21 protein-coding genes are annotated in these 24988 nt (G+C 57.7%); 10 read left to right on the forward strand and 11 right to left on the reverse strand.

What is annotated here, in order from left to right:
• Window positions 1-169: 169 nt before the first annotated feature.
• Window positions 170-2422 carry a TonB-dependent receptor gene (locus tag KDX30_RS18865; RefSeq protein ID WP_231677187.1) on the reverse strand — a complete coding sequence of 751 codons (2253 nt, stop codon included), beginning with the start codon at window positions 2420-2422 and terminating at the stop codon, window positions 170-172.
• Between the two features lie 257 nt (window positions 2423-2679).
• Here KDX30_RS18865 and pssA point away from each other — a divergent pair, with 257 nt between their 5' ends.
• The gene (gene pssA / locus KDX30_RS18870; RefSeq protein ID WP_231677188.1) at window positions 2680-4023 is read left to right on the forward strand and encodes a CDP-diacylglycerol--serine O-phosphatidyltransferase; all 1344 of its coding nucleotides are present in this window, start codon (window positions 2680-2682) and stop codon (window positions 4021-4023) included.
• 18 nt (window positions 4024-4041) lie between these two features.
• A complete protein-coding gene (locus KDX30_RS18875) occupies window positions 4042-4677 on the forward strand; it encodes a TetR family transcriptional regulator (RefSeq protein ID WP_231677189.1) in 636 nt (211 codons plus the stop codon).
• Window positions 4678-5011: 334 nt separating this feature from the next.
• Here the strand turns inward: KDX30_RS18875 and KDX30_RS18880 are convergent, their stop codons facing one another.
• The 4 genes from KDX30_RS18880 to KDX30_RS18895 all read right to left on the reverse strand — a co-directional run bounded on the left by KDX30_RS18880 (window position 5012) and on the right by KDX30_RS18895 (window position 11049).
• Complete coding sequence (locus KDX30_RS18880; RefSeq protein WP_231677190.1) at window positions 5012-8575, reverse strand: molybdopterin cofactor-binding domain-containing protein; 3564 nt, start codon at window positions 8573-8575, stop codon at window positions 5012-5014.
• The gene (locus KDX30_RS18885; protein WP_231677191.1) at window positions 8572-9075 is read right to left on the reverse strand and encodes a (2Fe-2S)-binding protein; all 504 of its coding nucleotides are present in this window, start codon (window positions 9073-9075) and stop codon (window positions 8572-8574) included. The genes KDX30_RS18880 and KDX30_RS18885 overlap by 4 nt, the downstream gene beginning before the upstream one ends.
• A 274-nt stretch (window positions 9076-9349) precedes the next feature.
• Entirely contained in the window at window positions 9350-9805 is a 456-nt protein-coding gene (locus KDX30_RS18890) for a MarR family winged helix-turn-helix transcriptional regulator (RefSeq protein WP_231667537.1), read from the reverse strand.
• 191 nt (window positions 9806-9996) lie between these two features.
• Complete coding sequence (locus KDX30_RS18895) at window positions 9997-11049, reverse strand: 2,5-dihydroxypyridine 5,6-dioxygenase (RefSeq protein ID WP_122397946.1); 1053 nt, start codon at window positions 11047-11049, stop codon at window positions 9997-9999.
• A 357-nt stretch (window positions 11050-11406) separates the two neighbouring features.
• On the opposite strand from KDX30_RS18895, the gene KDX30_RS18900 reads away from it, so the two are divergent.
• From KDX30_RS18900 to KDX30_RS18915, 4 genes are all read left to right on the forward strand, one after another.
• The gene (locus KDX30_RS18900; protein ID WP_231667536.1) at window positions 11407-12555 is read left to right on the forward strand and encodes an FAD-dependent monooxygenase; all 1149 of its coding nucleotides are present in this window, start codon (window positions 11407-11409) and stop codon (window positions 12553-12555) included.
• A complete protein-coding gene (locus KDX30_RS18905) occupies window positions 12552-13370 on the forward strand; it encodes an alpha/beta fold hydrolase (RefSeq protein WP_027900729.1) in 819 nt (272 codons plus the stop codon). The genes KDX30_RS18900 and KDX30_RS18905 overlap by 4 nt, the downstream gene beginning before the upstream one ends.
• 40 nt (window positions 13371-13410) lie before the next feature.
• Window positions 13411-14070 (forward strand): N-carbamoylsarcosine amidohydrolase, encoded by a 660-nt coding sequence (locus tag KDX30_RS18910; RefSeq protein ID WP_231677192.1) that lies wholly within the window; start codon window positions 13411-13413, stop codon window positions 14068-14070.
• 224 nt (window positions 14071-14294) lie between these two features.
• Entirely contained in the window at window positions 14295-15608 is a 1314-nt protein-coding gene (locus KDX30_RS18915; protein WP_027900727.1) for an MFS transporter, read from the forward strand.
• 127 nt (window positions 15609-15735) lie between these two features.
• Here the strand turns inward: KDX30_RS18915 and KDX30_RS18920 are convergent, their stop codons facing one another.
• A complete protein-coding gene (locus KDX30_RS18920; protein ID WP_231677193.1) occupies window positions 15736-16554 on the reverse strand; it encodes an aldo/keto reductase in 819 nt (272 codons plus the stop codon).
• On the opposite strand from KDX30_RS18920, the gene KDX30_RS18925 reads away from it, so the two are divergent.
• Together KDX30_RS18925 and KDX30_RS18930 are read left to right on the forward strand one after the other, a co-directional pair.
• Entirely contained in the window at window positions 16553-16792 is a 240-nt protein-coding gene (locus KDX30_RS18925) for a hypothetical protein (RefSeq protein WP_231677194.1), read from the forward strand. The two genes, KDX30_RS18920 and KDX30_RS18925, sit on opposite strands and share 2 nt — an antisense overlap.
• 108 nt (window positions 16793-16900) lie before the next feature.
• Window positions 16901-17197: a hypothetical protein gene (locus tag KDX30_RS18930; RefSeq protein WP_231677195.1), complete on the forward strand. Its 297-nt coding sequence runs from the start codon at window positions 16901-16903 to the stop codon at window positions 17195-17197.
• 225 nt (window positions 17198-17422) lie between these two features.
• Here the strand turns inward: KDX30_RS18930 and ligD are convergent, their stop codons facing one another.
• The 4 genes from ligD to KDX30_RS18950 all read right to left on the reverse strand — a co-directional run bounded on the left by ligD (window position 17423) and on the right by KDX30_RS18950 (window position 21897).
• Complete coding sequence (ligD, locus tag KDX30_RS18935; protein WP_231677196.1) at window positions 17423-20026, reverse strand: DNA ligase D; 2604 nt, start codon at window positions 20024-20026, stop codon at window positions 17423-17425.
• A gap of 32 nt (window positions 20027-20058) precedes the next feature.
• Window positions 20059-20961: a non-homologous end joining protein Ku gene (gene ku, locus KDX30_RS18940; protein WP_027899379.1), complete on the reverse strand. Its 903-nt coding sequence runs from the start codon at window positions 20959-20961 to the stop codon at window positions 20059-20061.
• Between the two features lie 133 nt (window positions 20962-21094).
• A complete protein-coding gene (locus KDX30_RS18945) occupies window positions 21095-21577 on the reverse strand; it encodes a helix-turn-helix domain-containing protein (RefSeq protein WP_122705020.1) in 483 nt (160 codons plus the stop codon).
• The gene (locus KDX30_RS18950; RefSeq protein WP_231677197.1) at window positions 21574-21897 is read right to left on the reverse strand and encodes a type II toxin-antitoxin system HigB family toxin; all 324 of its coding nucleotides are present in this window, start codon (window positions 21895-21897) and stop codon (window positions 21574-21576) included. The genes KDX30_RS18945 and KDX30_RS18950 overlap by 4 nt, the downstream gene beginning before the upstream one ends.
• 248 nt (window positions 21898-22145) lie before the next feature.
• Here KDX30_RS18950 and ssuD point away from each other — a divergent pair, with 248 nt between their 5' ends.
• Together ssuD and KDX30_RS18960 are read left to right on the forward strand one after the other, a co-directional pair.
• A complete protein-coding gene (ssuD, locus tag KDX30_RS18955; RefSeq protein ID WP_231667530.1) occupies window positions 22146-23282 on the forward strand; it encodes an FMNH2-dependent alkanesulfonate monooxygenase in 1137 nt (378 codons plus the stop codon).
• A gap of 167 nt (window positions 23283-23449) precedes the next feature.
• Window positions 23450-24550 (forward strand): sigma-54 interaction domain-containing protein, encoded by a 1101-nt coding sequence (locus tag KDX30_RS18960; RefSeq protein ID WP_231677198.1) that lies wholly within the window; start codon window positions 23450-23452, stop codon window positions 24548-24550.
• 15 nt (window positions 24551-24565) lie between these two features.
• On the opposite strand, the gene KDX30_RS18965 is transcribed toward KDX30_RS18960, so the two are convergent.
• Window positions 24566-24901: an antibiotic biosynthesis monooxygenase gene (locus KDX30_RS18965; RefSeq protein WP_231677199.1), complete on the reverse strand. Its 336-nt coding sequence runs from the start codon at window positions 24899-24901 to the stop codon at window positions 24566-24568.
• Between the last annotated feature and the right edge of the window lie 87 nt (window positions 24902-24988).

A 24988-nucleotide genomic window follows, 5' to 3' on the forward strand; every position in this document is an offset into this window, starting at 1 on the left:
AATATTAAACCAACCCGCGGCCTCCTTCAGATGTTTAAATCTCCCAGGAGCAGAGCTTGCTCGCGATGAAGGCGACCGGGTTCAACTGAAAAAACGCAGCGTCTGCATCGCGAGCAAGCTCGGCTCCCACAGAGGTTGCCGGGCTATGCTGCGTTTATCAGGCAGCGTTTTAGAAATCGACAGTACCCGAGAACTTGATGGTGCGTGGCTCGCCTTGCGCCAGATAGCCACCATAGGAAGAAGCCCAGTAATCCTTGTTAGCGACGTTTTCAACGTTGGCGCGCAGAGTAATGTCCTTCTCTGACACGTTGAATTTGTAACGTGCCCCCAGATCAAAACGGTTCCAGGTCGGAATCGTCAGGTTGTTGGTCGCATCGACATACTGACCACCGGTACGCAACATACGGGCATTCACGGCCGCACCTTCAATGCCCGGGATATCCCAGTCAGCGCTGGCATTGAACTGGAACGTCGGAACGCCCACTGCGTTATTGCCGTCGTTGGTACCGTTCTCGGTATTTTTCAGTTCGGTGTCCATCAGCGTCAAACCCGCAATCAGGCGCAGACCGGCAACGGGTTCACCGAAGATATTGGTCTCGACACCACGATTGATCTGTTTGCCGTCGACGACAAACGTGTTTCCTTGAAGATAACCGTCGGCGACTTTTTCGATTCGGTATACGCCAAGGCTCGCACCGTAGGTACCCATGTCGACTTTGACACCGGCTTCCAGCTGCTTGGAGCGTGCTGGAGCGAAGACGTCGCCGCGGTTTGTTGCTGTACCCGGGGCAGTATCACCTTCAGCCAGCCCTTCGATGCGGTTGGCGTAGAGCGCTACGTGCTCCCACGGTTTGAACACAATTCCGTAAACCGGGGTGGTGATGGATTCGTTGTAATAAGCGTTACGCGAACCATCTGCGCCGGAAGCTGCAGAGTTATCCACTCCTCCAAACGTACTGCCCTTGTAACTGTAGCCTTGAACCAATAACGACTGACGCCGCACACCGTAAGTCAGCAACAGACGGTCGTCCATGAAACCCAGCGTGTCGGAAATCGCGATGCTGCGGTTGCGGGTTTTACCCGTTACGCCTGGATCATTCACATCGCCACCCGTCATGCCCCCCAACGGAGGCATGGGCGCAGACACCGGATTGTAGATATTGCTGGTATAGGCACCGCCAACGTTAAAGTCATAGGCGTTGCGTTGTTGTGTCCAGATCCCTGCAATACCGAGGTTGAGCTTGTGACTTACCGGACCGGTTTGCAGCTTGCCGTTGATTCCGGCCATGGTCGACACGTTGTCTTCATCATGAGGGATGAATGAGCTGCCAACAGTGAAGTTACCCAGGTTATCACTCAGCGTCGGAGTGCCGTAGGTACCTACTTCACGGGTGTGCTTGGCACCTGCTGCTGCATATACGGTCCAGCTTTCGTTCAGGTCATACTCACCGCGCATCATGCCGAAGGTGTCTTCGGTCTCTGTCGAATAGTAATCGGGCGAGTAGTTGCTGTCGGCGTCTGGCGCATCAGGTATATGCGTAACTCCAACAACGCCGAGTGTTGGGTTGGGGAGCGTTACGTTAATCGTGTTCCGACCTTGATTAATACGTTGTTTCTGATAGGCAATGTCGCCGGAAAGCCGCAAGTCTTCGCCCCGATAATCCAGGCCCAGAGCGAACAATTTGCTCCGGTGTTTTTCATCTTCTATACCGGTTTCACCTTCACGCTGAGAAAGGTTGAGCCGCGCACCAAAGCGATTGTCCTCGCCAAAGCGCTGACCAAGATCCAGATGCTCGCCAATCCGACCATCCGTGCTGATGTCCGTTGTAAAGCGACGCGTTGGGGTGTCCTGGGCACGCTTGGGCTGCAGGTTTACTCCGCCGCCGATACCGGAACCGGTCGGTGTCACCCCGTTAATGAACGCATTGGGACCTTTGAAAACCTCCACCCGCTCCAGCGCGTCGGTAGCAATCACCTGACGCGGCAGCACGCCGTATAAACCGTTATACGAGATATCTTCCCCCGTCAGTGGCAAGCCCCGAATGCTGAACACCTGCGATGAGTTGCCATAACCAAACGACTGCCGTACCGACGAATCATTAGCCAGCACATCACCAATATCCTCAGCCTGCTGATCCTCAATCAACTGCTCGGTGTAGCTGCTCATGGTGAAAGGCACGTCCATGATGTCCGCATTGCCCAGCACACCCAGCTGACCGCCCCGGGCTACCTGCCCACCCGCGTAAACAGGAGGCAGTGCGTGTTCGTCGGTTTTTTGCGCATTGATATCCGTTTCCCCCAGTACGACCGTGCCTGACTGCGTCGTCGTGGCTTCGGCAGCCAGTAAAGGGAAGCTGAGCGAACAGCAGAGAGCAAGCAAGGTTAAGCGGTAGGGAACCTGCTGAGGGGCGAAAGTGCGCATGATGTGTCCTGAGGGCTTGGGTATGGATGGCATCCGGGTCCTACCTGGAAGTGGCCGCCATCGTATGGATGCGAAATGCTACCAGTTGTGACTGCGAATGTTTATCACTCTCGTGACTATTTGTGAAAAAAATGTCAATCGAAGGGTTTTGCCTCAAAAACCAACGGATTCAGTCAAGCGCCGAAACATCTTTCGCGGCTAAAGCGGCTTCTACGGTGTAAGCTCGTGGGCTGTTGGTTTAACCCCACGAGAGGCTTATGCGGTCCAACTTCCGTCGTTCTACCCTTGCCGCGTTACGCGGGTTTACCCTGCCTGGCGATGCAATCACGATTCTGCCTTCTGCTGCCGATTACCGTCGTTGCCTGCTGGAAAAGATCGCTACGGCGACCCGGCGGATCTACGTGATCGCCTTGTATTTGCAGCAGGATGAGGCCGGTCAGGAAATCCTCGATGCGCTGTATGCCGCCAAAGCTGCGAGGCCGGAACTGGACGTGGTGGTGCTGGTGGACTGGTTCAGGGCCCAGCGCGGCTTGATCGGTGCCGGACGGCAGTTGGGTAACGCGGCCTGGTATCAGGCGCAACATCTGGAGTACGACCAGGAAGTGCCGGTGTATGGCGTTCCGGTGCAGACCCGCGAGCTGTTCGGCGTCCTGCATTTGAAAGGCAGCGTGATCGATGACTGCGTGATCTACAGCGGCGCCAGCATCAACAATGTCTACCTGCACAAGCTCGACAAGTATCGTCTGGATCGTTATCACGTTCTGAGCTGCAAAGAGCTGGCGGACTCGTTCCACGACATGGTGCAGCGCGAGATTCTGCCGTCACACGCGGTGCATCGTCTGGACCTGCCGTCGCCGCCGACTTCCCGCAGCTTGCGCAGTGAGATTCGCACCTTCCGTAATCACCTCAAACGCGCCACTTACGACACCCATCAGGGCGAGCGTGAGAACGGCGAGTTGCGAGTGATTCCGCTGCTGGGTGTTGGTCCGCGCAATGCGCTGAACCGCACGATTGTCGAGTTGATTGCCGCTGCCAAAACCCGTCTGACTATTTGCACGCCTTATTTCAACGTGCCGCTGTCCATCAAGCGCGAAATCAATCGTGCCCTCAAGCGTGGCGTGACGGTGGACATCATTATCGGCGACAAGACTGCCAACGACTTTTTCATCCCCGCCGACGAGCCGTTCAAGGTCATTTCCGCCCTGCCCTATCTCTACGAGATCAGCCTGCGACGGTTTGCCCAGAAGCACCAGAACGCTATCGCTCGTCACAAGCTGAATCTGCATCTGTGGAAGGATGGCGACAACACGTTCCACCTCAAAGGCATGTGGATCGATGATCGTTATACCTTGCTGACCGGCAATAACTTAAACCCGCGTGCGTTCAATCTGGACCTGGAAAACGGTCTGCTGATCGACGATCCCAAAGGTCAGTGGATCGCCCCGCGGGAAGCTGAAGTCGAGCATTTGATGCGTAATACCCAGCGCGTCGGCAAGTACGATGAGCTGGATACCCTTAACGATTATCCGGATGCCGTGCGCACCTTTCTGCGGCGGGTGAGCAGGGTTCGTGCCGAGCGTTTGCTCTATCGCATCCTCTGACGGACAAGGGACCAGCGCGTGAACAAGAAAACCGGCGTCAGGGCGCAACAGGCCGACCAGACTCGCGCCCGCATCCTCAAGGCGGCGATCAAGGTGTTCACGCGTGATGGTTATTCCGGTGGGAGGATCGAGCAGATTTCCAGTGAGGCCGAGTCCAATGACCGGATGCTTTATTACTACTTCGGCAGCAAGGAAAAGCTCTTCGTGCGGGTGCTGGAACACACCTACGAGCAGTTCAACCATGCTGAAAGCCTGCTGAAACTGGATCCGTCTACACCCGAGCAGACCTTGCGCGAACTGGTGGCGTTTGTCTGGGGTTACTACGTCGAGCACCCGGAATTCGTCGCCATCCTGAGCATTGAAAACCTGCACAAGGGCAAGCACGCCAAACAGTCCAGCGAGTTACGCAGGCTGTCCGGTGAAGCGGTCGATGTACTGCGGCCGATCATCGAAGCGGGTCAGCAGCAAGGCGTGTTTCGCCAGGATCTGGACATCAAGCATGTGTACCTGATGATCGCCTCGCTTTGTTATTTCTATAACTCCAACCAGCACACCCTGACCTCATTCCTCGGTCATGACCTGGCGCAGCCGAGTGAGCAAGCTGACTGGCTGCGTTTCATCAGTGATCTGGTAGTGCGTGGCGTGCAAGCTTAACGACCTGTTGGAGCGAGGCTTGCCCGCGAACGAAGCGCCGAGTGACAACAGGCATACCGCGTCATCGTTCTTCGCGGGCAAGCCTCGCTCCCACAGGAAAGAACTTCGCGTTTGATCTGAAAACCTGGATTCGCCCGTAAAAGTGCCTACGTTGTCCGGCAGGTCTTTCGCTGCGGTTCATCAGTGATCTGGTAGTGCGTGGCGTGCAAGCTTAACGACCTGCTGGAGCGAGGCTTGCCCGCGAACGAAGCGCCGAGTGACAACAGGCATACCGCGTCATCGTTCTTCGCGGGCAAGCCTCGCTCCCACAGGAATGAGTGCTTGCGCAAAAAACTCAATGCGTCCCCGGATTCGCCCTCAAGTGCGCGACTTTCTCCGGCAGGCCCTGCCACTGCGCTTCGTTCGGCGCAAAACGGTTGCGTAGATAAGCGGCCAGGTCGCTGATCTGTGTGTCGGACAAGCTGTCCTTGAACCCCGGCATATAACCCAGATCCGGCGTCGCTGGCGTGGGGATGCCTTGCAGGATGACCTTGATCAGGTTATCCGGCAGCGCACTGTGCACGTTGGTGTTGCTGCCCAGTGAAGGGCTGACGCCGAACAGTTTCGGGCCGCTTCCGTCCGCATGACACCCCTGACAAGAGCCCTCGAAGATCCGTCTGCCATTGCCTAACGCCAGTTGCGAAACGCTCGGCTGCGCAACCGCTTCCGGAGTAGGAGCCGCTTGCGCCACACCGTCCAGCGACGTGAGATACACCGCCATGGCGCGGATGTCAGCCTTGGGCAGTTTCGACAGCTCGCTGACCACCGGCCCCATTGGTCCTGTAGCCACCCCGTGAGCATCGGAATAGCCACTGCTCAAATAATTGAACAACTGTTCTTCAGTCCATGGCGTCGGCGCTTTCGACAGGCCATTCAGCGCTGGTGCTTCCCAGCCATCGACCATGCCGCCCGCCAGGAACGAAGCCCCGCCCTTCTCTGCCCCTAACGCATTGCGCGGCGAATGACAGGCCGCGCAATGTCCCAGGCCGTTGACCAGATACGCGCCGCGATTCCATTGCGCGCTTTGCTGCGGTTGCACCTGGATTTCGCCCTTGCGCAAGAACAATGCATTCCAGCCCGCCATCAACGGGCGCAGGTTGAACGGGAACTGCATGTCGTTGGCCCTGGCCGGTTGGCTGACCGGCTCCTGAGCCATCAGGTAGGCATACAGCGCCTGCATGTCGGCGTCGTTGATATTACGAAAAGCGGTGTAGGGAAATGCTGGATACAGATGCTTGCCATCACGACTGATGCCCTCGCGCATGGCGCGCTCGAACGCCGGATACGACCAGTTGCCAATGCCGGTCTTCGGGTCTGGAGTGATGTTGCTGCTGTACAGCGTGCCGAACGGCGTATCCATCGCCAGACCACCGGCATTGGTCGCGCCACCCGGTGCGGTGTGACAAACGGCGCAGTCGCCCACGGCTGCAAGCAAACGCCCACGCTCCAGGGTTGCCGCTGACCAGGTGCCTGCTGCAGGCGGCGTGATCGGGGCGATTTCCGCGCGCCAGGGCAAAGCAGTTGCCGCGACACCGAGAATCGCGCCGAACGCCGCGAACAATGAACCGAATAACCATTTCGAGCGTTTGGCTTTTGGCGATTGCGGCGGATTGCTGTTGGCCTCCTCCCCCGCGCCCTTGAGCGCTGCCAGGACCCGCTCGGCGGTGATCGGCAACTCACGAAAGCGAATCCCGGTGGCGTCGTAGATCGCATTGGCAATCGCCGCCGCACTGGGTACAGCAGCCGACTCCCCGGCACCCAGCGGAGGCTCGCTCTGGCGCGGCATCATCAGCACATCGACTTTCGGCACCTGCGGGAACGTCAGGATCGGATAGCCGCCCCACTCCTTGCTGCTCACGGTGGACTCTTCGAAGGTCACCTGCTCCTTGAGCACCCGGCTGGTGGACTGAATCACGTTGCCGTGAATCTGGTGCTGGACGCCTGCCGGGTTGATCATCATGCCCGCGTCATGGCCGATGACCACGCGGGTTACCGAAACATCGCCGGTCAGCTTGTCCACCGCCACATCCGCGACCCAGGCGGCCCATGCCGCGCCAAAGCCGGGGAACTTGCTGTGAATGTAACGCGCATAAGCGAAGCCACGGCCGCGCAGCACGTTGTCCTGCTCCGGGGTCTGCATGGGCTCGGTACGCGGCGTCCATTCGGCGCGCGCAGCCGTGGCCCGGACCAGTTCGGCGGCGCGTTCGTCATGCAGGTAACGCAGGCGATATTCCACCGGATCGACCCCGGCAGCGAACGCCAACTCGTCGATATAGGACTCATGAGCGAAGGTATTGGGCAGCGCCGACACGCCGCGCATCCATGACGCCCGGACGATGGGCGACATGTCATTAATGGTGACGCGCATGTGCTCGAAATCATACGGAGGGATCGACGTGCGGTCGCCCATTTCGAACATCGCTGCCACCGGTTCAACCCGCCCCGTGAGCAGTAGCGCGAGTGTGGGCGCACCGTTGGACGGGTAACTGCTGGCAAAGTCGTAACCGGCGACGCTGCCATCAGCGTTGACGCCGCCATCGACTTCCATCAGCTGCGCAGTACCTTTGGGCTCCCAGACATGCTCCTGCTCGCGGGTCAGTTGCACCCGCACTGGCAAGCCCACCGCCCGAGAAAGCAACACCGCATCGGCGCAGACATCATCGGCGCAGTTACGCCCGTAGCAACCGGCTGCTTCCATGCGGATGATTTCGATACGTTCTTCCGGACACTCCAGCAGCCAGGCCAGATCAGCGCGCAGCAAATGCGGGTTCTGGGTACCGGACCAGACCCGAATACCCTCTTCGTGATAATCCGCCAGACCACAGGACGGGCCAATGGAGCCATGAATCTGATAAGGCCACAGGTAAGTGCGCGGCATACGCTGACTGGCCTGATCGAGAGCAGTTTCAATGTCGCCCTTGTCCAGCACCACGCGCTGCACGCTGGGGTTATCACGAATCGCCTGGGCAACGTCGCTCATGTCCGGCAGCTTGTGGTGCCAGGCTTTCCAGGTGACTTTCAGTGCTTGCGCGGCCTTGGCTGCTTGCTCTTCGCGCATGGCCACGACGCCGACGAAATCGCGGATCACTACCACGCGAACAATGCCCGGAATGTGCGCAATGGAAGACTCATCGACTTCCAGCAGGCTGTTGCCGACGAAGTCGCCGCTGTCGAGCCCGGCGTAAGGCGGACGCACGACCCGGCCGTGGAGCATGTCAGGCAATCGCATGTCATGCACGTAGGTCAGTTCGCCAGTGGCTTTAGCAGGAATGTCCACCCGGGCGGCGTCTTTGCCGACGATTCGGTAGTCCTCGACCGGCTTGAGCGGCGCAGTACCGGTGATGCTCAGTTCGACATGCTCACCCGCCACCAGCTCGGCAAAGCTCAGCTGGCGGCCATCAGCCGCGATGATGACTCCCGCATTGATGACCAGCGTCTCAAGCGCCACCTCCATGCGCTCAGCGGCGCGCTGTAGCAGATAACGCCGGGCTTCGGCAGCGGCGTTGCGCAGTGGAATCGCGGATATCTGCAACGTAGCGCTGGCAATGGTCGCCCCCTGATTGGGCGCGCTGGCGGTGTCGCCGAGGATCATGCTGACCTGACCCGGTTCGACGTCCAGCTCCTCGGCAACGATCTGTGCCAGCGAGGTGCGAATCCCGGTGCCCAAATCTACATGCCCGTTGAACGCGTAGACCTGACTTTCATCAGTGACGGCGATGAACAGCGCCAGCTCCATGGGCTTGACGACTGGCACGCCACCTTTGGCGACAGGACCGGACGGCGGCTGGATGTTATCGATGATCAGCAGAACGCCGGTCTTGCTCATGAGTTGATCGCGAGTCAGCAAGGTCTGGGTCATGGCAACGTCCGTTCAGACTTCTGGCGGGCGGCACGCAGCACCGCACGGAGGATTTCAATGTGGGTGCCGCAACGGCAGAGGTTGGCCGACAGCTCGTTACGAATCTGCGCTTCGCAGGGATTAGGGATGCGATCAAGCAGGGCTTTGGCGGTCATGATCATGCCGTTCATGCAATAGCCGCATTGCGCGGCCTGCTCATCGATGAACGCCTGTTGCACCGGATGCGGACACTCGCGACTGCCGATGCCTTCCAGCGTGGTGATCTCCCGACCTTGAGCGCCACTCACCGGAAATACGCACGAGCGCGCTGCGAGGCCATCGATGATCACCGTACAAGCACCGCACTCGCCCAGGCCGCAGCCATATTTGGGGCCGTTGAGGTGCAGGTCATTGCGTAACACCAGTAACAACGGCGTATCGGCCATGGCCGTGACCTCAGCGGTCTGCCCATTGACCTTGAGCGTCATGGTCTTTTCCAGCGCCAGCGCTTGCTCACTCATGCCTGCTCCGTTACCCCGAGACCACTCAAGGTATTTGATGAAGTGTTTACTTCATGAAATGAGAGCAGGAAGCGTGCCAGTGGCATTAATCGAAGATAAAAGCCGGAGTGAGTTCCTCTGCGTGGATTCTATTCTGGCCTGCAAACACAATTCCTGTGGGAGCGAATTCATTCGCGAATGAGACCAGTACATCCACAGCCTATGCATCGCTTGAAATACCGTCTTCCCGAATAAATTCGGTCCCACAGGGATCCCGTTTCAATTCAATAGACGGTTATTCCTCCCCATCCCCAATCATCTTGCGCAGCAAAAACAACACCGCCACACGCTCGGCTGGGTTGAGGTTGCTCATGGTCAGCTCGGTGATTTGCGCGGCGTGAGGCACGGTTTCCTGGACCAGTTGCCGGCCGCTGTCGGACAGGCCAACGATGACTTTGCGACGGTCCTCGGGATCGGGCTGCAGGGTAATCAGATCACGCGCTTTCAGGCGCTCGACGATCCCGCGAATCGTGGCCTGATCCACCGCCGTCGCCTTGACCAGTTCAGTCAGGGAACTGGGACCGCGATCACGCACGGCGCACAGGGTGACAAACTGCACAGCGGTCAGCTGCGAGTCGCCGACGTTCTGCTGAAAAATAGCCATATGCCGCTGATAGGCCTTGCGCAGCAAATGGCCGACCTGTTCGGAGAAGGTGTAATTGTTCTGGGTGTCTGGTGTTGGATCGGGCACGGCGTGGCTCGGGGCAGGAGGAAAGAGGCTTACGTTAACCTGTGGGCGCGGAATTAGAAAATCTTAGAGAGTGCAGGCGCATGTGGGAGCGAGGCTTGCCCGCGATGAGGGCCACACGGTCTCATGACAAACCTCAGTGTCCTTATCGCGGGCAAGCCCAGCTCCCACAGGAGGAACTGCTTCTCATGAACTTACCGCGCCAAAGAAGCCTCTGGCGCAACCACTTCCCCGCCCAACACCACGGCCTTGTCATCCAGATAAATATCGCAACGGCGTAGCGGGATGTCCATGTGGCACGGCGTCTTGCGGGTGCCGCCAACTTCGGTATTGGGGCCGGTGGAAAACAGGAAGTTGCCGTAGAACGCCCGGGCATCCATGCACATGCCGTCGTTCTTATCGTGCAGGCCCATGGCGGTCCACTGCGCACGGGGCTGCAGGCCCCAGCCAATGTGGGAGATGCCGTACACCTCGGGATCATTGAAATACTTCATGTAATCGCGCAAGTATTCGGCCTCGAAACCACCCTTGATCTCGGTAATAAACCCCTTGTCGATTTCCAGAATGATCTGTTCCCGGGAGTAATTCTTGAACGGCAGCAGAATGTCGCCGACGTCAATAACCAGTACGCCTTCGGCGGTTTCTTCATTCGGCCATGAGAACAGAAAGCCGCTGGGCCAGTGATCCCAACGCCCCGGCTCATCGGCAAACCCATACTCGGTGACGGACGGATATTGCCCAAGCTGCGCCCGGAAGTCGCTGCCTGCCTTGGACTTAACATGAATGGAGCGGGCCTCCTTGAGCACCTGCTCAGCGGCCATGACCCGCTCCTTGTCGGCCAGGGTCGGCAGCATGCGCGCCAATACTTCCGGGGGTTCTACCGCGAGCAAAATCCGGGTGCCGGTCTTGAGGATCTGCTCCTGTTCCGGTGAGTGCAGCAACATCATGGTGTCGATCACCAGATCCGCCGCCTCAAGCGCCCGTTGCGCTGCGAGGTTGCCGGTCAGCGCGGTGTCTCCGCAGTAAGCGGTCATGTCGTTGCCCATGGCCTTGGGGTGGTTGAACGACGGCAGTTCAACGGCGTACACCTTCGCGCCCAGACGCTGAGCAGCCTCCATCGCAGCGCGCACGGTTCTGGGGTTTGAATAATGGCTCTTGAGCACCGCCACGCTCTGGGTCGCATCGACCTTCGACAAGGCCAGCACGTGCTCGAACATCTGGGTCAATTCGCAATCGCTTACCGCCATTTCATTTCTCCTTCGTCGTGCCTCGACGCTGTGATGTTTCGTATCTGCTTTCGCCGCCTTCACGCACCAAAGAAAGGCGCAGCGCTACAAGTCAGTGCGTTTTTATAGTGTGTACACCCTATATTTACGATAAGACATCAATCAGAAGCGGTCTGCAATAGCCACGCCATATTGTTACCCACTCACACAAACCAATAGAACAAGGGTTACATTGGGTGACATCGATAAATAACCCTCGAATTATTTTTTTCGACAAAGCTATTCCAATGAGAAAAAAAGAGCGTATACACTTTAAAAACACATCGGGACGAACAACAACCCCGACCGCCAAAGACTCTGCTACGAAGGAAACAGCCCATGCCAGATACGCAAAAGATAGCCATCGTCGGTGCAGGCCTGGGTGGGGCGGCAGCCGCCACGCTGTTGCAGCAAGCGGGCTTCAAAGTCGACATCTACGAGCAGGCGCCCGAGTTCTCGCGCATCGGTGCCGGGATCCATATGGGCCCGAACATCATGAAAATCTTTCGCCGCATGGGCATCGAACAACAGCTCAGCGACATGGGCTCGCACCCTGACTTCTGGTTCAGCCGTGACGGTGCCAGCGGCGATTACATGTCACGCATCCCGCTGGGTGAATTCGCGCGCAAGGAATACGGCGCGGCCTACATCACCGTGCATCGCGGCGACCTGCATGCCTTGCAGATGTCGAGCATTGCGCCCGGCAGCGTGCATTTCAGCAAATGCCTGAGCACCCTGGAGGAAACCGCCAATGGTGTGCGCCTGAGCTTCACCGACGGCACCACCGCCGAGGCGGATATCGTGATCGGTGCCGACGGCATCAACTCGAAAATTCGCGAAGAGTTGCTCGGTCAGGAAGCACCGCTGTACAGCGGCTGGGTAGCCCACCGGGCGCTGATTCCCAACCACGTGCTGAGCAAGTACAACCTGGATTTCGAGAACTGCGTGAAGTGGTGGAGTGCCGATCGGCACATGATGGTCTACCACACCACAGGCAAACGCGATGAGTACTACTACGTCACCGGCGTGCCGCATCCTGCCTGGGAGTTCGAGGGTAACTGGATCGACAGCAGCCGCGAGGAAATGTACGAAGCGTTTGCCGGTTACCACCCCACCGTGCAGGCGTTGATCGAGTCCAGCGAAACAGTCACCAAATGGCCGCTGCTCAATCGCAATCCGCTGCCTATCTGGAGTCGCGGGCGCATGGTGCTGCTGGGCGACGCCTGCCACCCAATGAAACCGCACATGGCCCAGGGCGCAGGCATGGCCATTGAAGACGCCGCGATGCTGACACGCTGCCTGCAAGCCACCGGCCTGAGCGATTACAGCACCGCGTTCGACCTCTACGAAACCGCCCGCAAGGACCGTGCTTCACGTGTTCAAGCCGTCTCCAACGCCAATACCTGGCTGCGCACTCAGGAAGATCCGGCCTGGGTGTTTGGTTACGACCTGTATGGCCACGAACTGAAATCGGCGGTGCCAGCGTGAGTACTTTTATCCACGGCGGCAACGTCCAGGCCAACGGTATCCGTCAACATTACTTGCGCTACGGCGGCCAGGCGCACAGCAACAAGCCCGCGCTGATTCTGATACCAGGCATCACCAGCCCGGCGATCACCTGGGGCTTCGTTGCTGAACGGCTGGGTCAGCATTTCGACACTTACGTGCTGGACGCCCGAGGGCGTGGGCTCTCCTCCACGGGCCCGGAACTTGATTACAGCGTCGACACCTGCGCCGATGACATCTCGGCGTTTGCTGCTGCCATGAATCTTGATGCCTATCATTTGGTCGGTCATTCCATGGGCGCACGTTTTATCGCCCGCAGCGCTGTGCGCCAACCTAAAGGCCTGCAAAAGCTGGTGTTGATTGACCCACCCGTCTCAGGCCCGGGCCGTCGCGAATATCCGTCAAAACTGCCGTGGTACGTGGACTCGATTCGTCAGGCGCAACTGGGAATGGACGCAGAGGCCATGCGTGCGTTTTGCGCGACCTGGACCGATGAGCAACTGCAACTGCGCGCCGAATGGCTGCACACCTGTTACGAACCGGCGATCGTCCGCGCCTTCAATGACTTTCATGAGGTCGATTTTCATCAGGACCTGCCAAAGCTGCCGGTGCCTGCACTGCTGATCGTCGCAGGCCGTGGCGGTGTGATACTGGCCGAAGACGAAGCGGAAATCCTTGAACTGCAACCGGACATGCGCATCGCTCACGTGGCGAACGCCGGGCACATGATCCCCTGGGATGATCTGGAAGGGTTCTTTGCAGCCTTCGGTGACTTCCTCGGTGAAACCATCGCCTGAATCTGCAGCCTTGAGCGGAACCGAAAACGGAGTGCACGATATGAGCGAGCAACAATCTGCCGATGCCAACTATCAGGGCGTCTGGGGTCAGCGTATTGGCTTTGGCAACAAGCCAGCCTTGTTGATGATCGACTTCATGCAGGGCTACACCCAACCAGGCGCGCCGTTGTATGCACCGGGAGTGGTCAGTGCCGTGGCCGAGAGCGTCGAATTGCTGGCCTGTGCCAGACAGAACGGGATACCGGTGGTGCACACCAATATCCGCTACCATGCCGGGCATTTTGCTGACGGCGGCATCTGGGTCAAGAAGGCCCCGGTGATGAAAGACATGGTGGAAGGCAACCCGCTGGCAGCGTTCTGTGAAGAGGTTTTGCCCAATGCCGACGAGGTGGTGATCAGCAAGCAGTACGCCAGTTCGTTTTTCGGCACCAGTCTGGCATCGATGCTGCACGCACAAGGGATCGACACCGTGGTGCTGGCCGGTTGCTCGACCAGCGGCTGCATTCGGGCGACGGCAGTGGATGCGGTTCAACACGGTTTCCGAACCATCGTGGTCCGCGAATGTGTTGGCGACCGCCACCCTGCGCCGCATGAAGCGAACCTGTTCGATATCGACAGCAAGTATGGGGATGTGGTTAACAAGGTGGAGGCGATGAAGCAGCTGCAAGCTTCAAGCGCCAAGCTACAAGAAAAAAGCTGAACTCACCGCCTCTTGCAGCTTATAGCTTGAAGCTCGCAACTGCCGTTAAGAACCAGGCCATAGAGCGCTGGTCAGGCCGACACTGGCCAAACCCACTGGGCAGACGTTTCGCAAGAGCGCTTTCCAGTCTTCTGACACTGCCTTTGGAAGCCGCATGCCAGCGCTGCCGAAGTGCCTGATACATGCGGCTAAACAAAAACGATAGGTTCCGCCAGGAGACCACCATGCCCTCTGCGAATGTGAATACCACGGCGACTGACATCGCTGACCCCATCAAAGCGATGTACCGCAAGATCACCTGGAAGCTGATTCCGTTCCTGTGCTTCTGCTATCTGGCTGCCTATCTGGACCGGATCAACATTGGCTTCGCCAAGCTGCAGATGCTTGATCAACTGCACTTCAGCGAAACCGCGTTTGGCCTGGGTGCCGGGCTGTTCTTCGTCGGCTATATCCTCTTCGAAGTGCCCAGCAACCTGGTGCTGGAAAAAGTCGGGGCGAAGATCTGGATCGCCCGGATCATGATCACATGGGGTCTGCTCTCGGCCTGCACCATGCTGGTCACTACGCCCATGCAGTTCTACATTCTGCGTTTTCTGCTGGGTGCCGCTGAAGCCGGTTTTCTGCCTGGTGTGCTGTTTTACCTGACCACGTGGTTCCCCACGTATCGACGCGGACGCATCATTGCCCTTTTCATGATTGGCCTGCCGTTGTCGAGTGTGATCGGCGGCCCTTTGTCCGGCTGGATCATGGGCCACTTCGATCAGACGGCTGGACTGCGCGGCTGGCAGTGGCTGTTCATCCTTGAAGCAATCCCGAGTGTGGCGCTGGGCATCCTGACGTTCTGGGCATTGCCAAATAACCACAATGAAGCCAAGTGGATGAACGCCGAAGAAAAGACCTTGCTGGAAAGCGAGCTGCGTCTGGATGAGGCCGAAGCCAAAGACAGCAAGCACAGTTTCCGCGATGGCTTCTTCAATCTGAAAGTGTGGATGCTCGGTGGTATCGACTTCTCGATCCTGCTCAGCGCCTACGCTATGGGTTTCTGGATGCCGACGTTCATTCGCAACGCGGGCGTCGTCGATACTTTTCACATTGGCGTCCTGACCGCTTTGCCAAGTATCGCGGCATTGCTGGGCATGCTGCTGATCGGGGCCAGTTCGGACCGCCATCGCGAGCGTCGCTGGCACATCATCGTGCCGTTCCTGATCGGCTCGGTGGCCATGGCAAGCAGCACATTCTTCACTCACAACCTGGTGGCAACGGTGGCGCTGTTTGCTATCGCTTCGGCAGCGATTATCGGTGCGGTGCCAGTGTTCTTCAGCTTGCCTGCTACCTTCCTCAAAGGCCGCGCCGCCGCTACAGGCTTTGCGCTGGCGTGCTCACTGGCGAACATCGCCGGGCTGGTCAGCAACTCGCTGATGGGCATGGCCATCGACATCACCGGCAGCAGCGCTGGCGCCATGTGGTTCTTCGCCGGGTGCCTGATTTTGAGCAGCTTTCTGGTAATTGCGCTGCCAGCCAAGCTAGTGAATCGCTGACGTCATGAGCCACACCAAATATCGGTAGGAGCGAACTTGTTCGCGAGACGCCAGACCTGCGAACACAGAGATAAAGCCTCGCCAACAAGTTGGCTCCTACCGGTCATTCGTTTGCTGAACGACTGCGCTACCCCACCAAATCAATCAATTGCTCACGCTGCGCGCCGGTCAGCATCGGGCCGAAACCGGCGCCCGCATTTTCCAGCATGTATTTCGGGTTACCCGTGCCGGGGATGACGCAGGTAACCGCCGGGTTTGCCAGCAGGAATTTCAGAGCCAGCTGCGCCCAACTGGTCACACCCACTTGCGCAGCCCAGCCGGGCAAAGGCTTGCCCTTTAACCGGCCTAGCAAGCCACCACCGCCAAACGGCCGGTTGCAGATCACCGCAACGCCCTTCTCCCTGCACAGCGGCAGGATTCGCTTCTCGACCGCACGATCATCCAGCGCGTAATTGATCTGCAGAAAATCCATCTGCTCAGCCTTGAGCACCGCTTCCACATCGTCATACGCCGACGACGTGTAATGGGTAATGCCGACATACCGGATGCGCCCTTCTTCCTTCCATTTACGCAACGTCGGCAAGTGGGTTTTCCAGTCCAGCAGGTTGTGAATCTGCATCAGGTCAATACGGTCGGTCTGCAGCAGTTTGAAAGACTCCTCCATCTGCTGAATCCCCTCCTGACGACCGCGGGTCCAGACCTTGGTGGCCAGAAATGCAGGAGAACGGGGTTTGTGTATCGACAGCAGTTCACCGGTGGTCTGCTCGGCACGACCATACATGGGTGAGCTGTCGATCAGCGTCCCGCCTTTTTCAAACAGCGCATCGAGCACAGCGGCCAAACTCTTGTAGGCCGGACTTGAAGTAGCGACATCAAAACCGCGGTAAGTACCCAGCCCGACCATGGGCAGCGGTTCGTTGCTCGACGGGATGGCTCGGGTCAGCATGGTGTTTGCTCCTGTATCCAGGGTCGAGGGCGACGTTGGCGACGTTGGCGACGTTGGCGACGTTGGCGACGTTGGTGACGATAACGACGGTGGACTGGACTGCGCAGCAGCCGAATCGAAAGTGAACACCGCCGAAGCACCAGCGGCCAGAGTCAGTATTTTTCTTCGTGTAAAAACAACAGGGTGCGTCATGGAGTTCCCCTTTTTTGCTGATGCCTGTCCTGGCACCGTTGAGTGATCGACTCTAATGACGAGTACCGGTTCAGCAGTAACTGTTTCGAAAGGTTGAACGACGGGCGACAGCGGCACGTCAGATCTTTATCGACTCACTGACAGGTACAAGACAATGGACAAAATGATCACTGCGGATCAGCTGGCTACCACTGACCTTAGAACAATCAACGAAATCTGGCTGAGTGGATCCACCGAACTGTGTTTATGGCGCGCCGAACAGGTGTTCACCCACGATATGCTCAGCGAAGGCACTCACGACCAGAACAGCAGTCGCCTGGTGGTAAAAATGGGGGACACCGAGGATCACCCAACCGTGTCCGACATCGAAGCCACAGTCAGGGAATTGCTGAAAAACATGGGCATGGAGGGCCATTTTTTTCCGGCGGAGCAGGCAAATACGCGTGGGTAACAGAATCGCGTAGATCAAACGAGAGGCGCGCCCTTCCCTGTGGGAGATTCTATGGTCGCCCACAATCCCGTAGGACCGGCTTTAGCCGGGAGAGTGGTGTTCTGCCAAGGAAATTTAGCGACTATCCGGACGCCCTCCCGGCTAAAGCCGGTCCTACAGAATTGCGGAAATCTGTGGGAGCCGGGCTTGGTCTGGGCCCGGCTCCCGCAGATCAAATCGAACTGCTCACCGCCCTTCAACCCCCAACTGCTTCCACATTTTTTTGGTAATCCGCTGACGATTGGCATAGCCCTTCCACGGATCGGCCTTGAGCTTGCGCAAGCGCTGTTGCAGGTTGCCGATGTTCCATTGCTGCGCTGACTTCAAGCCTTCCAGCTCCTCGCGGGCCACGGGGACCGAAACCGGCAATCCAGGCCTGGCGCGTGCCGAATAGGCGGTCACGGTACTGGCGCCCCGGCTGTTGCGCAGGTAATCGATGAAGATTTTTCCGACCCTGTTTTTCGGCCCCATGGTCGCGGTGAAGCGCTCCGGCAATTGCCGGGCAATGAATTCGGCGATGGCCTTTGCAAAGGCCTTCACTGTTTCCCAGTCTGCCTGGCGCTGTAATGGCACGATAATGTGCATGCCCTTGCCGCCACTGGTTTTGATGAACGCCTGCAGGCCTAACTCATCCAGCACTGCCAGGGTCATTTGCGTGGCTTCGATCATGCTGCGCCATGGCAGCGCGTCATCCGGGTCAAGGTCGAGCACGAAGTGGTCAGGTGTCTCGATGCGATCACTGGTCGCGCCCCAGGTGTGCAATTCGATAGTGCCCATTTGCGCAGCGCCCACCAGGGCTTGTACGGTATCGATTTCCATCAGACGTGCATGTCCCGGGTCCAGTTCAGGCTCAAGTTGCTTGATGTTGGGAATCGCCAGCTTTTCAGAATGTTTCTGAAAGAACTGCTCGCCTGCGACACCTTCCGGGCAGCGCAACAGGGACACCGGGCGACTTTTCAGATACGGCAGGATCCAGTCGGAAACCTCTGCGTAGTAATGCGCGAGCTCGGCTTTCTGAGCGCCGCTCTCGGTATCGATCACTCGCTCCGGGTGGCTGATATTCACATCGGCAATCACTACCCGGCCTTTGCTCACAACCGAGGGTTTCTCAGCCTCTGCGGGTTTGGATCGAGATGGCTTTTTGAGTTTTTTTGCCGCCTGCGGATACTCATGAACGACCTGACTGGCAGGCTTGTCACTGCGCAGTGCGATAAAAGCCGCCTGCCGAACAATACCTTCGCGCGTCCATTCAGCGAACTCCGCTTCGCAGACCAGCTCAGGCTCAATCCAGTGAACGCCACGCCCTTGAGCACTGGTGAGTTTTTTGGCCAGCGGCGACGAGTCACGCTCCAGTTTTTTCAGGCGTTCGCTGATTTGTTTGAGCGTCCGCTCGGAGAAGCCGGTGCCGACCCGACCGGCATACACCAGTCCCGAGTCCTCATCGTCCCCGTTCACTGCCAGCAGCAATGCACCAAAGCCGCTGCGGGAACCTTGTGGCTGGGTAAAGCCGACGATGACGAACTCCTGGCGCAAGCGACACTTGAGCTTGATCCAGTCCGGGTTGCGTTTGCTGAGGTAAAGACTGCCAGCCCGTTTACCAATCACGCCTTCCAGGCCCATGGCGCTGGCGCTCTCGACAATGTCCTTGGGACGGGACATGAATGCATCCGAGAAGCGCAAAAGCTTGCTGCGGCTTTTGCCGAGCAGCTTTTTCAATGCAGCGCGACGCTCCTCTACCGGAGTTTCCCGCAGGTCCTGCCCTTCAATGAACGGTGCATCGAAAAGGAAATACACCACGTCTTTGCTGCGGCCGACTTCAAAAGCGTTTTGCAGAGCCTGAAAATCAGGAAGGCCTTCGTCGTTGAGCATGACCATTTCGCCGTCAAGCCAACTGTCTTTGGGCCCCAACGATTGCAGCGCTTTGGCCTGCAACGGCAGACGGTCGGTCCAGTCATTGCCGTTGCGGCTGAACAACCTCACCTCACCGTCAAGAATCCGGGTCATGATCCGGTAGCCATCGAATTTGATTTCGTAAAGCCATTCACCGTTGGGGGGCGCGTCCACCAGCGTGGCAAGTTGCGGGGCGAGCGTTTCAGGGACCACGCTTGCGGTCTGGTTGGTCTTTGCAGCTTTTGTCTTTGCAGTTTTGGCATCGGCAGATTTGGCTTTAGACGTCTTCGCTTCAGCCGAAACCGCTTTTTTATCTGCCGCCGGTTTGCCCACCAGCTTGCCGCTGATCACGCTTTGCGGCTGATCGGCCACGATGTCGTATTCGGCGCCGGGCCTGGCGATCTCGTCTTTCTCTTTGATCAGCAGCCACTGTTGCTTGTCGCTACTGCCTTTGAAGCGAGTGCGGACCAGCGCCCACTCACCGGTGAGTTTCTCTCCGACCAGAGTGAACTTGAGCTTGCCGTCTTTGTAGGTTTGCTGCGGATCACCATGGGGCTGCCAGATCCCGCGATCCCAGACGATCACATCACCGGCACCGTACTGACCTTCAGGAATACTGCCTTCGAAGCTGCCGTAACCCAGCGGGTGATCCTCGACGTGGACCGCCAGACGTTTATGGGTCGGATCAAGGCTCGGACCTTTGGGCACCGCCCAGCTTTTCAGGGTGCCATCCAGCTCCAGTCGAAAATCGTAGTGCAGGTTGCGCGCATCGTGCTTGTGAATCACGAAACTCAGGGCATGAGCCGCTTTACCTTTTTTAGCCTTGACCGGTGCCTCGGCAGGTTCACTGGTGATATCAAAATTACGTTTGCGGGCGTATTCGCTGGGCGGCTTGGCCATGGTAGATCCTCTGCGACGTCAGGCAATACTCCTCAAGATGCCTTGGTGGTTTTCTTGCGAGGTGGTGTACGACGTTTGGCCGGGGCCTTTTCTGCAGGCTCGGCTTTTTTGGCGGCAGGTTTTGCCGGTTTTTTGCTGACCGACCCTTTACCCGCAAGGCTACGTTTAAGCAGTTCGGTAAGGTCGATGACATCAGCGCTTTTGCGATCAGTGTCTTCAGGCTCGGTTTCGACACTTTCGAGCTTGCCTTCCCGAGCCTTGGTTTCCACCAGCCCCATGATTTGATCCTGGAACGTGTCGCGGTAGTCCTCCGGCGTCCAGTCGGCGCTCATGTCTTCCACCAGCCGCTTGGCCATGGCCAGCTCGCTTTTATTGAGCTTCACGTCGGTCACCGCATCGGTCAGTTCCAGAGTGTCCAGACCACGCACTTCCGACGGCCAGCGCAGTAAAACCAGGACCATGGCCGATTCCAGCGGCATCACCGCGGCCAGATGCTGGCGGGTATGCAGGACCACATTGGCCAAGGCGACTTTTTTGGTTTGCACGAGGGTTTCGCGCAGCAATGCGTAAACCTTTTCACCCCGTTTGTCGGGGGCCAGGTAGTAAGGCGTCTCGATGTTTTGCAGCGGAATCTGATCACCCGCGACGAAACCAAAAATTTCAATGGTCTGGGTCGACTTGGGGTGGGCGGCGCGAATCTCCTCTTCGCTGAGGACCACGTAGCGGCCCTTCTCGTATTGCACGCCCTTGACGATGTTTTCCTTGGTCATCTCTTTGCCAGTGACCTTGTTGATGCGCTTGTAGCCCACCGGATCCATGCTGCGTTTGTCCAGCCAGTCAAAATCAACCCCCTGTGAAGACGTCGCCGAAACCAGCGCGACGGGGATATGCACCAGCCCGAAACTGATCGCGCCCTTCCAGATTGCCCTTGCCATCGCCTGATTCCCTTTATGAGGTGTTTAGAGTGACCGGGGCGATGGGACAAAAGTTTCGAGGGGAGTGACGGGGTGTTGTGGAGCATGAAAAAACCCGCCTCAGCGGGTTTCTTCAACGCATTCAGCTATGACCTTACCCGACGCGGGGCACGAATGCTCCGGGATCGACGTGGAACCGCGCTGCAAGCCGGGCGACCATCTCGATGGTCAAACGACGCTGGCCGCTGAGAATGCGCGACACCACGCTTTTATCACCAATTTCCGGAAGATCTGCACCGGTTAACTGGTTTTGCAGCATCAATGCCTTGAGCAGGTCCACTTCCGTCAACCCGGCTATACGCGCATTAAACGCTGAAAACTGCGGCGCTTTGCTTTCATAACGCTCAACGGTGTCACAAAGAATCTCGAGTAAATTGCTTTCGACAGATGTCAGTTCCTGACCATCGGTGAGTTCATCGATAACCTTCAACGCCTGTTGATAGTCCTCGGGCGAATCAATGTGATGCATGAAGTGCGCGCCCAGACGATCCATGTCCAGGCGAAGTGTTTCCATACGCTGTGCCAATTCGCGAATGGCTGTTTTATCTACGGTTCGTTCAGCTGATGCAGGACTCATAGTCGGATCCCCGTCTTCTGCTTTTGGTACCACTTGTTGGCCTTGGTGTATTCGGCATGGGTGTAGATGTGCTTCACGAAAACAAGTTGCTTGCTGAATTCAATAGCGGCAATCAAACGCAAATTGTTGCCGCCGATATCGATCACGTACCAGCCGTTTCTGTGGGTGAAGCGATCCAGCGTATTGAATGTGCTTTTGAGTTCGCTGGAAGTCTCGGCTATTGACCTGCACAGCAAGCGATAGGTGGCATCAAGGTTCGCAGCATCATTGGGATACCGCCTTGAAGCGTCATCAAACGCAATCTTCTTGAAAACCCTCATCCATCATCCCGGTTGAATTTTTGGCAACCTTAGATATTCGTTGCCAAACTGTCAACCTGCTCGTTTGGTTTGCCCCCTTAAAAAATGGACGCTGCGTGCCAAGAAAGCTCATATTCGATAAAGATATAAAAATATGGATATCCGTTCTTTTGAGGAATAAATCCTTGCCTTTATAACTAGCCACCTACTGCTGGCTGAGCAACAGCCATCCAACACATCAGCGCCGCGTGCGGCTCAAGGGTTTTGTCATGGATGTTTTCTGGTTTCTTCCGACTCACGGCGACGGCCATTTTCTGGGTACCACCAAAGGTGCTCGTCCGGTGACCTTGAACTACCTCAAGCAGGTGGCTCAGGCAGCGGACGATCTGGGCTACTATGGCGTGCTGATCCCGACCGGGCGCTCCTGTGAAGACTCTTGGGTGATCGCTTCTGCGCTGGTGCCGCTGACTGAAAAGCTGAAGTATCTGGTGGCGATTCGTCCCGGGATCATTTCACCGACTGTCTCGGCGCGTATGGCGGCAACCCTGGATCGTTTGTCTGGCGGCCGCCTGCTGATCAACGTGGTAACCGGCGGTGATCCGGACGAAAACCGCGGTGACGGCAGCTTCCTCGATCACAGCGAACGCTACGAAGTCAGCGATGAATTCCTGCAGATCTGGCGTCGTGTTTTGCAAGGCGAAGCCGTGGATTTCGAAGGCAAACATCTGCGCGTACAAAACGCCAAGGCGCTGTATCCGCCGATTCAGAAACCTTATCCGCCGTTGTACTTCGGGGGCTCGTCCGAAGCCGCCCATGAACTGGCTGCAGATCAAGTGGATGTTTACCTGACCTGGGGCGAACCGCCAGCTGCCGTAGCCGAAAAACTCGCCGATGTCCGCGAGCGCGCAGCACGTAAAGGTCGCACGGTGAAGTTTGGTATTCGCTTGCACGTTATCGTCCGCGAAACCAGTGAAGAAGCATGGAAAGCGGCCAGCACGCTGATCGAGCACATCAGCGACGAAACGATCGCGGCTGCACAGAAATCCTTCTCGCGCTTTGACTCCGAAGGCCAGCGCCGCATGGCAGCCTTGCACGATGGCCGCCGGGACAATCTGGAAATCGCGCCAAACCTGTGGGCAGGCGTGGGCCTGGTTCGGGGTGGCGCGGGTACTGCATTGGTCGGTAATCCGCAGGAAGTCGCCGAACGCATCAAGGAATACGCCGATCTGGGAATCGAGAGCTTCATCTTCTCCGGCTACCCGCATCTGGAAGAAGCCTACCGTTTTGCCGAACTGGTTTTCCCGTTGCTGCCCGAGCCGTATCGCAGCCTGGCCGGACGTGGAATCACCAACCTGACCGGACCGTTCGGGGAAATGATTGCCAACGATTTGCCGCCGCAGAAATAGGCAGTTAACGAGAACTGACATCGCGCTTTCGGATAGCGGAAGGCCTGTGGGATGTCGACGAATCTCCAGCGGATGTACCGGCCTCTTCGCGAATGAATTCGCTCCCACGGGATCGCGTTTACCTGGCTGGCAACGCTCTGGCTTGCCTCATACAAGAAGTGATCACCATGCAGCTACTGACCCTACCGCCGAACCCCGCACTGGCGACTTCAATCCGCGCCACGGCCCAGGTGTTCGAAGACCCAAAATCAAAAGCGTTGCTGGCTCACCTCAAGCAGGTCGCACCCAGCGACGCCAGCGTATTGATCATTGGCGAAACCGGCACCGGCAAGGAGTTGGTTGCGCGGCATATCCATAGCCTGAGCGACCGTCGTAACCAGCCGTTCGTTGCCGTTAATTGCGGCGCATTTGCCGAGTCACTGGTGGAGGCCGAGCTGTTCGGCCACGAGAAAGGCGCGTTCACTGGCGCCTTGAACGCCAAGGCGGGATGGTTCGAAGAGGCCAATGGCGGCACGCTGTTTCTCGATGAAATCGGCGATCTGCCCATGCCGATTCAGGTCAAGCTGCTGCGGGTGCTGCAAGAGCGGGAGGTCGTAAGGCTGGGCTCGCGCAAAAGTATTCCCATCAATGTCAGGGTACTGGCGGCAACCAACGTGCAGTTGGAGAAAGCGATCAATGCCGGGCATTTCCGCGAGGATCTGTATTACCGACTGGATGTGGTCAACCTCGAACTGCAACCGTTGCGCGAACGTCCCGGCGATATCCTGCCGCTGGTCAGGCACTTTATCGACGCCTACAGCCTTCGGCTGGGATATGGGCCGATCCGGATTACCGCCGAAGCCGAGCGCAAACTGCAAAGTTATAGCTGGCCCGGGAACATTCGCGAGCTGGAAAACGTCATTCATCACACGCTGCTGATCTGCCGTGATGGATTGATTCAACGTGATGACCTGCGTCTGTCGAATTTGCGTATCGAGCGCCAGGACGATCAACCTGCAAACGACGAATCTGTCGACGCACTACTGGAGCGAGCCTTCCATAAACTGTTCGAGGAACAGGCTGGGGCGCTGCACGAAAAAGTCGAAGACGCGTTGCTGCGGGCAGCCTACCGCTTCAGTCACTGCAACCAGGTTCACACCGCCGCATTGCTGGGCTTGACCCGCAATGTCACCCGTACCCGCCTGATCAAGATCGGGGAACTGGCGGTGAACAAACGACGGCCCGGCGAAAACTTGCAGGGTGACCGGGTGATGCAGGTTTCAGTCTGAACAGTGCTCTGCCTGTCAGCTTCTGGCCTGGATAGTCCGAGAGACCTGCCAGCTATTGAAGGTCACTGCACTGACCTGATGCCGACGCAGCAACGTCATGAAATCCTGCTCATTCGCCTCGGCATTGAGCAGCGCCTCTTCACTGGCTCGCCGTGATTGCCAGAGCGTCTGCGCAAGCACTCTGCAGCCATCATCACTGACTTGAACGGTGGCACTGATAAAACCGGGATACGTGCAGGTATAGCGCTCGACTTGCTCGGTCAGGGCCGTTACCAGTCCGGATTGTTGAGCGGGACTTACGGTGAATTCAATGAGCTGGTTGAAGCGAAGGTTCTCTTCTGCTGACGCCATGACTGCCTCCTGTCAAACAAATGCAAATTCCCAGGCTGCCCCCCGACCTGTAGGAGCTCACCGAGGTTACGAGGCCAGCGATAACGG

It is taken from the genome of Pseudomonas quasicaspiana, from assembly GCF_021147825.1.
Lineage (GTDB): Bacteria > Pseudomonadota > Gammaproteobacteria > Pseudomonadales > Pseudomonadaceae > Aquipseudomonas > Aquipseudomonas quasicaspiana.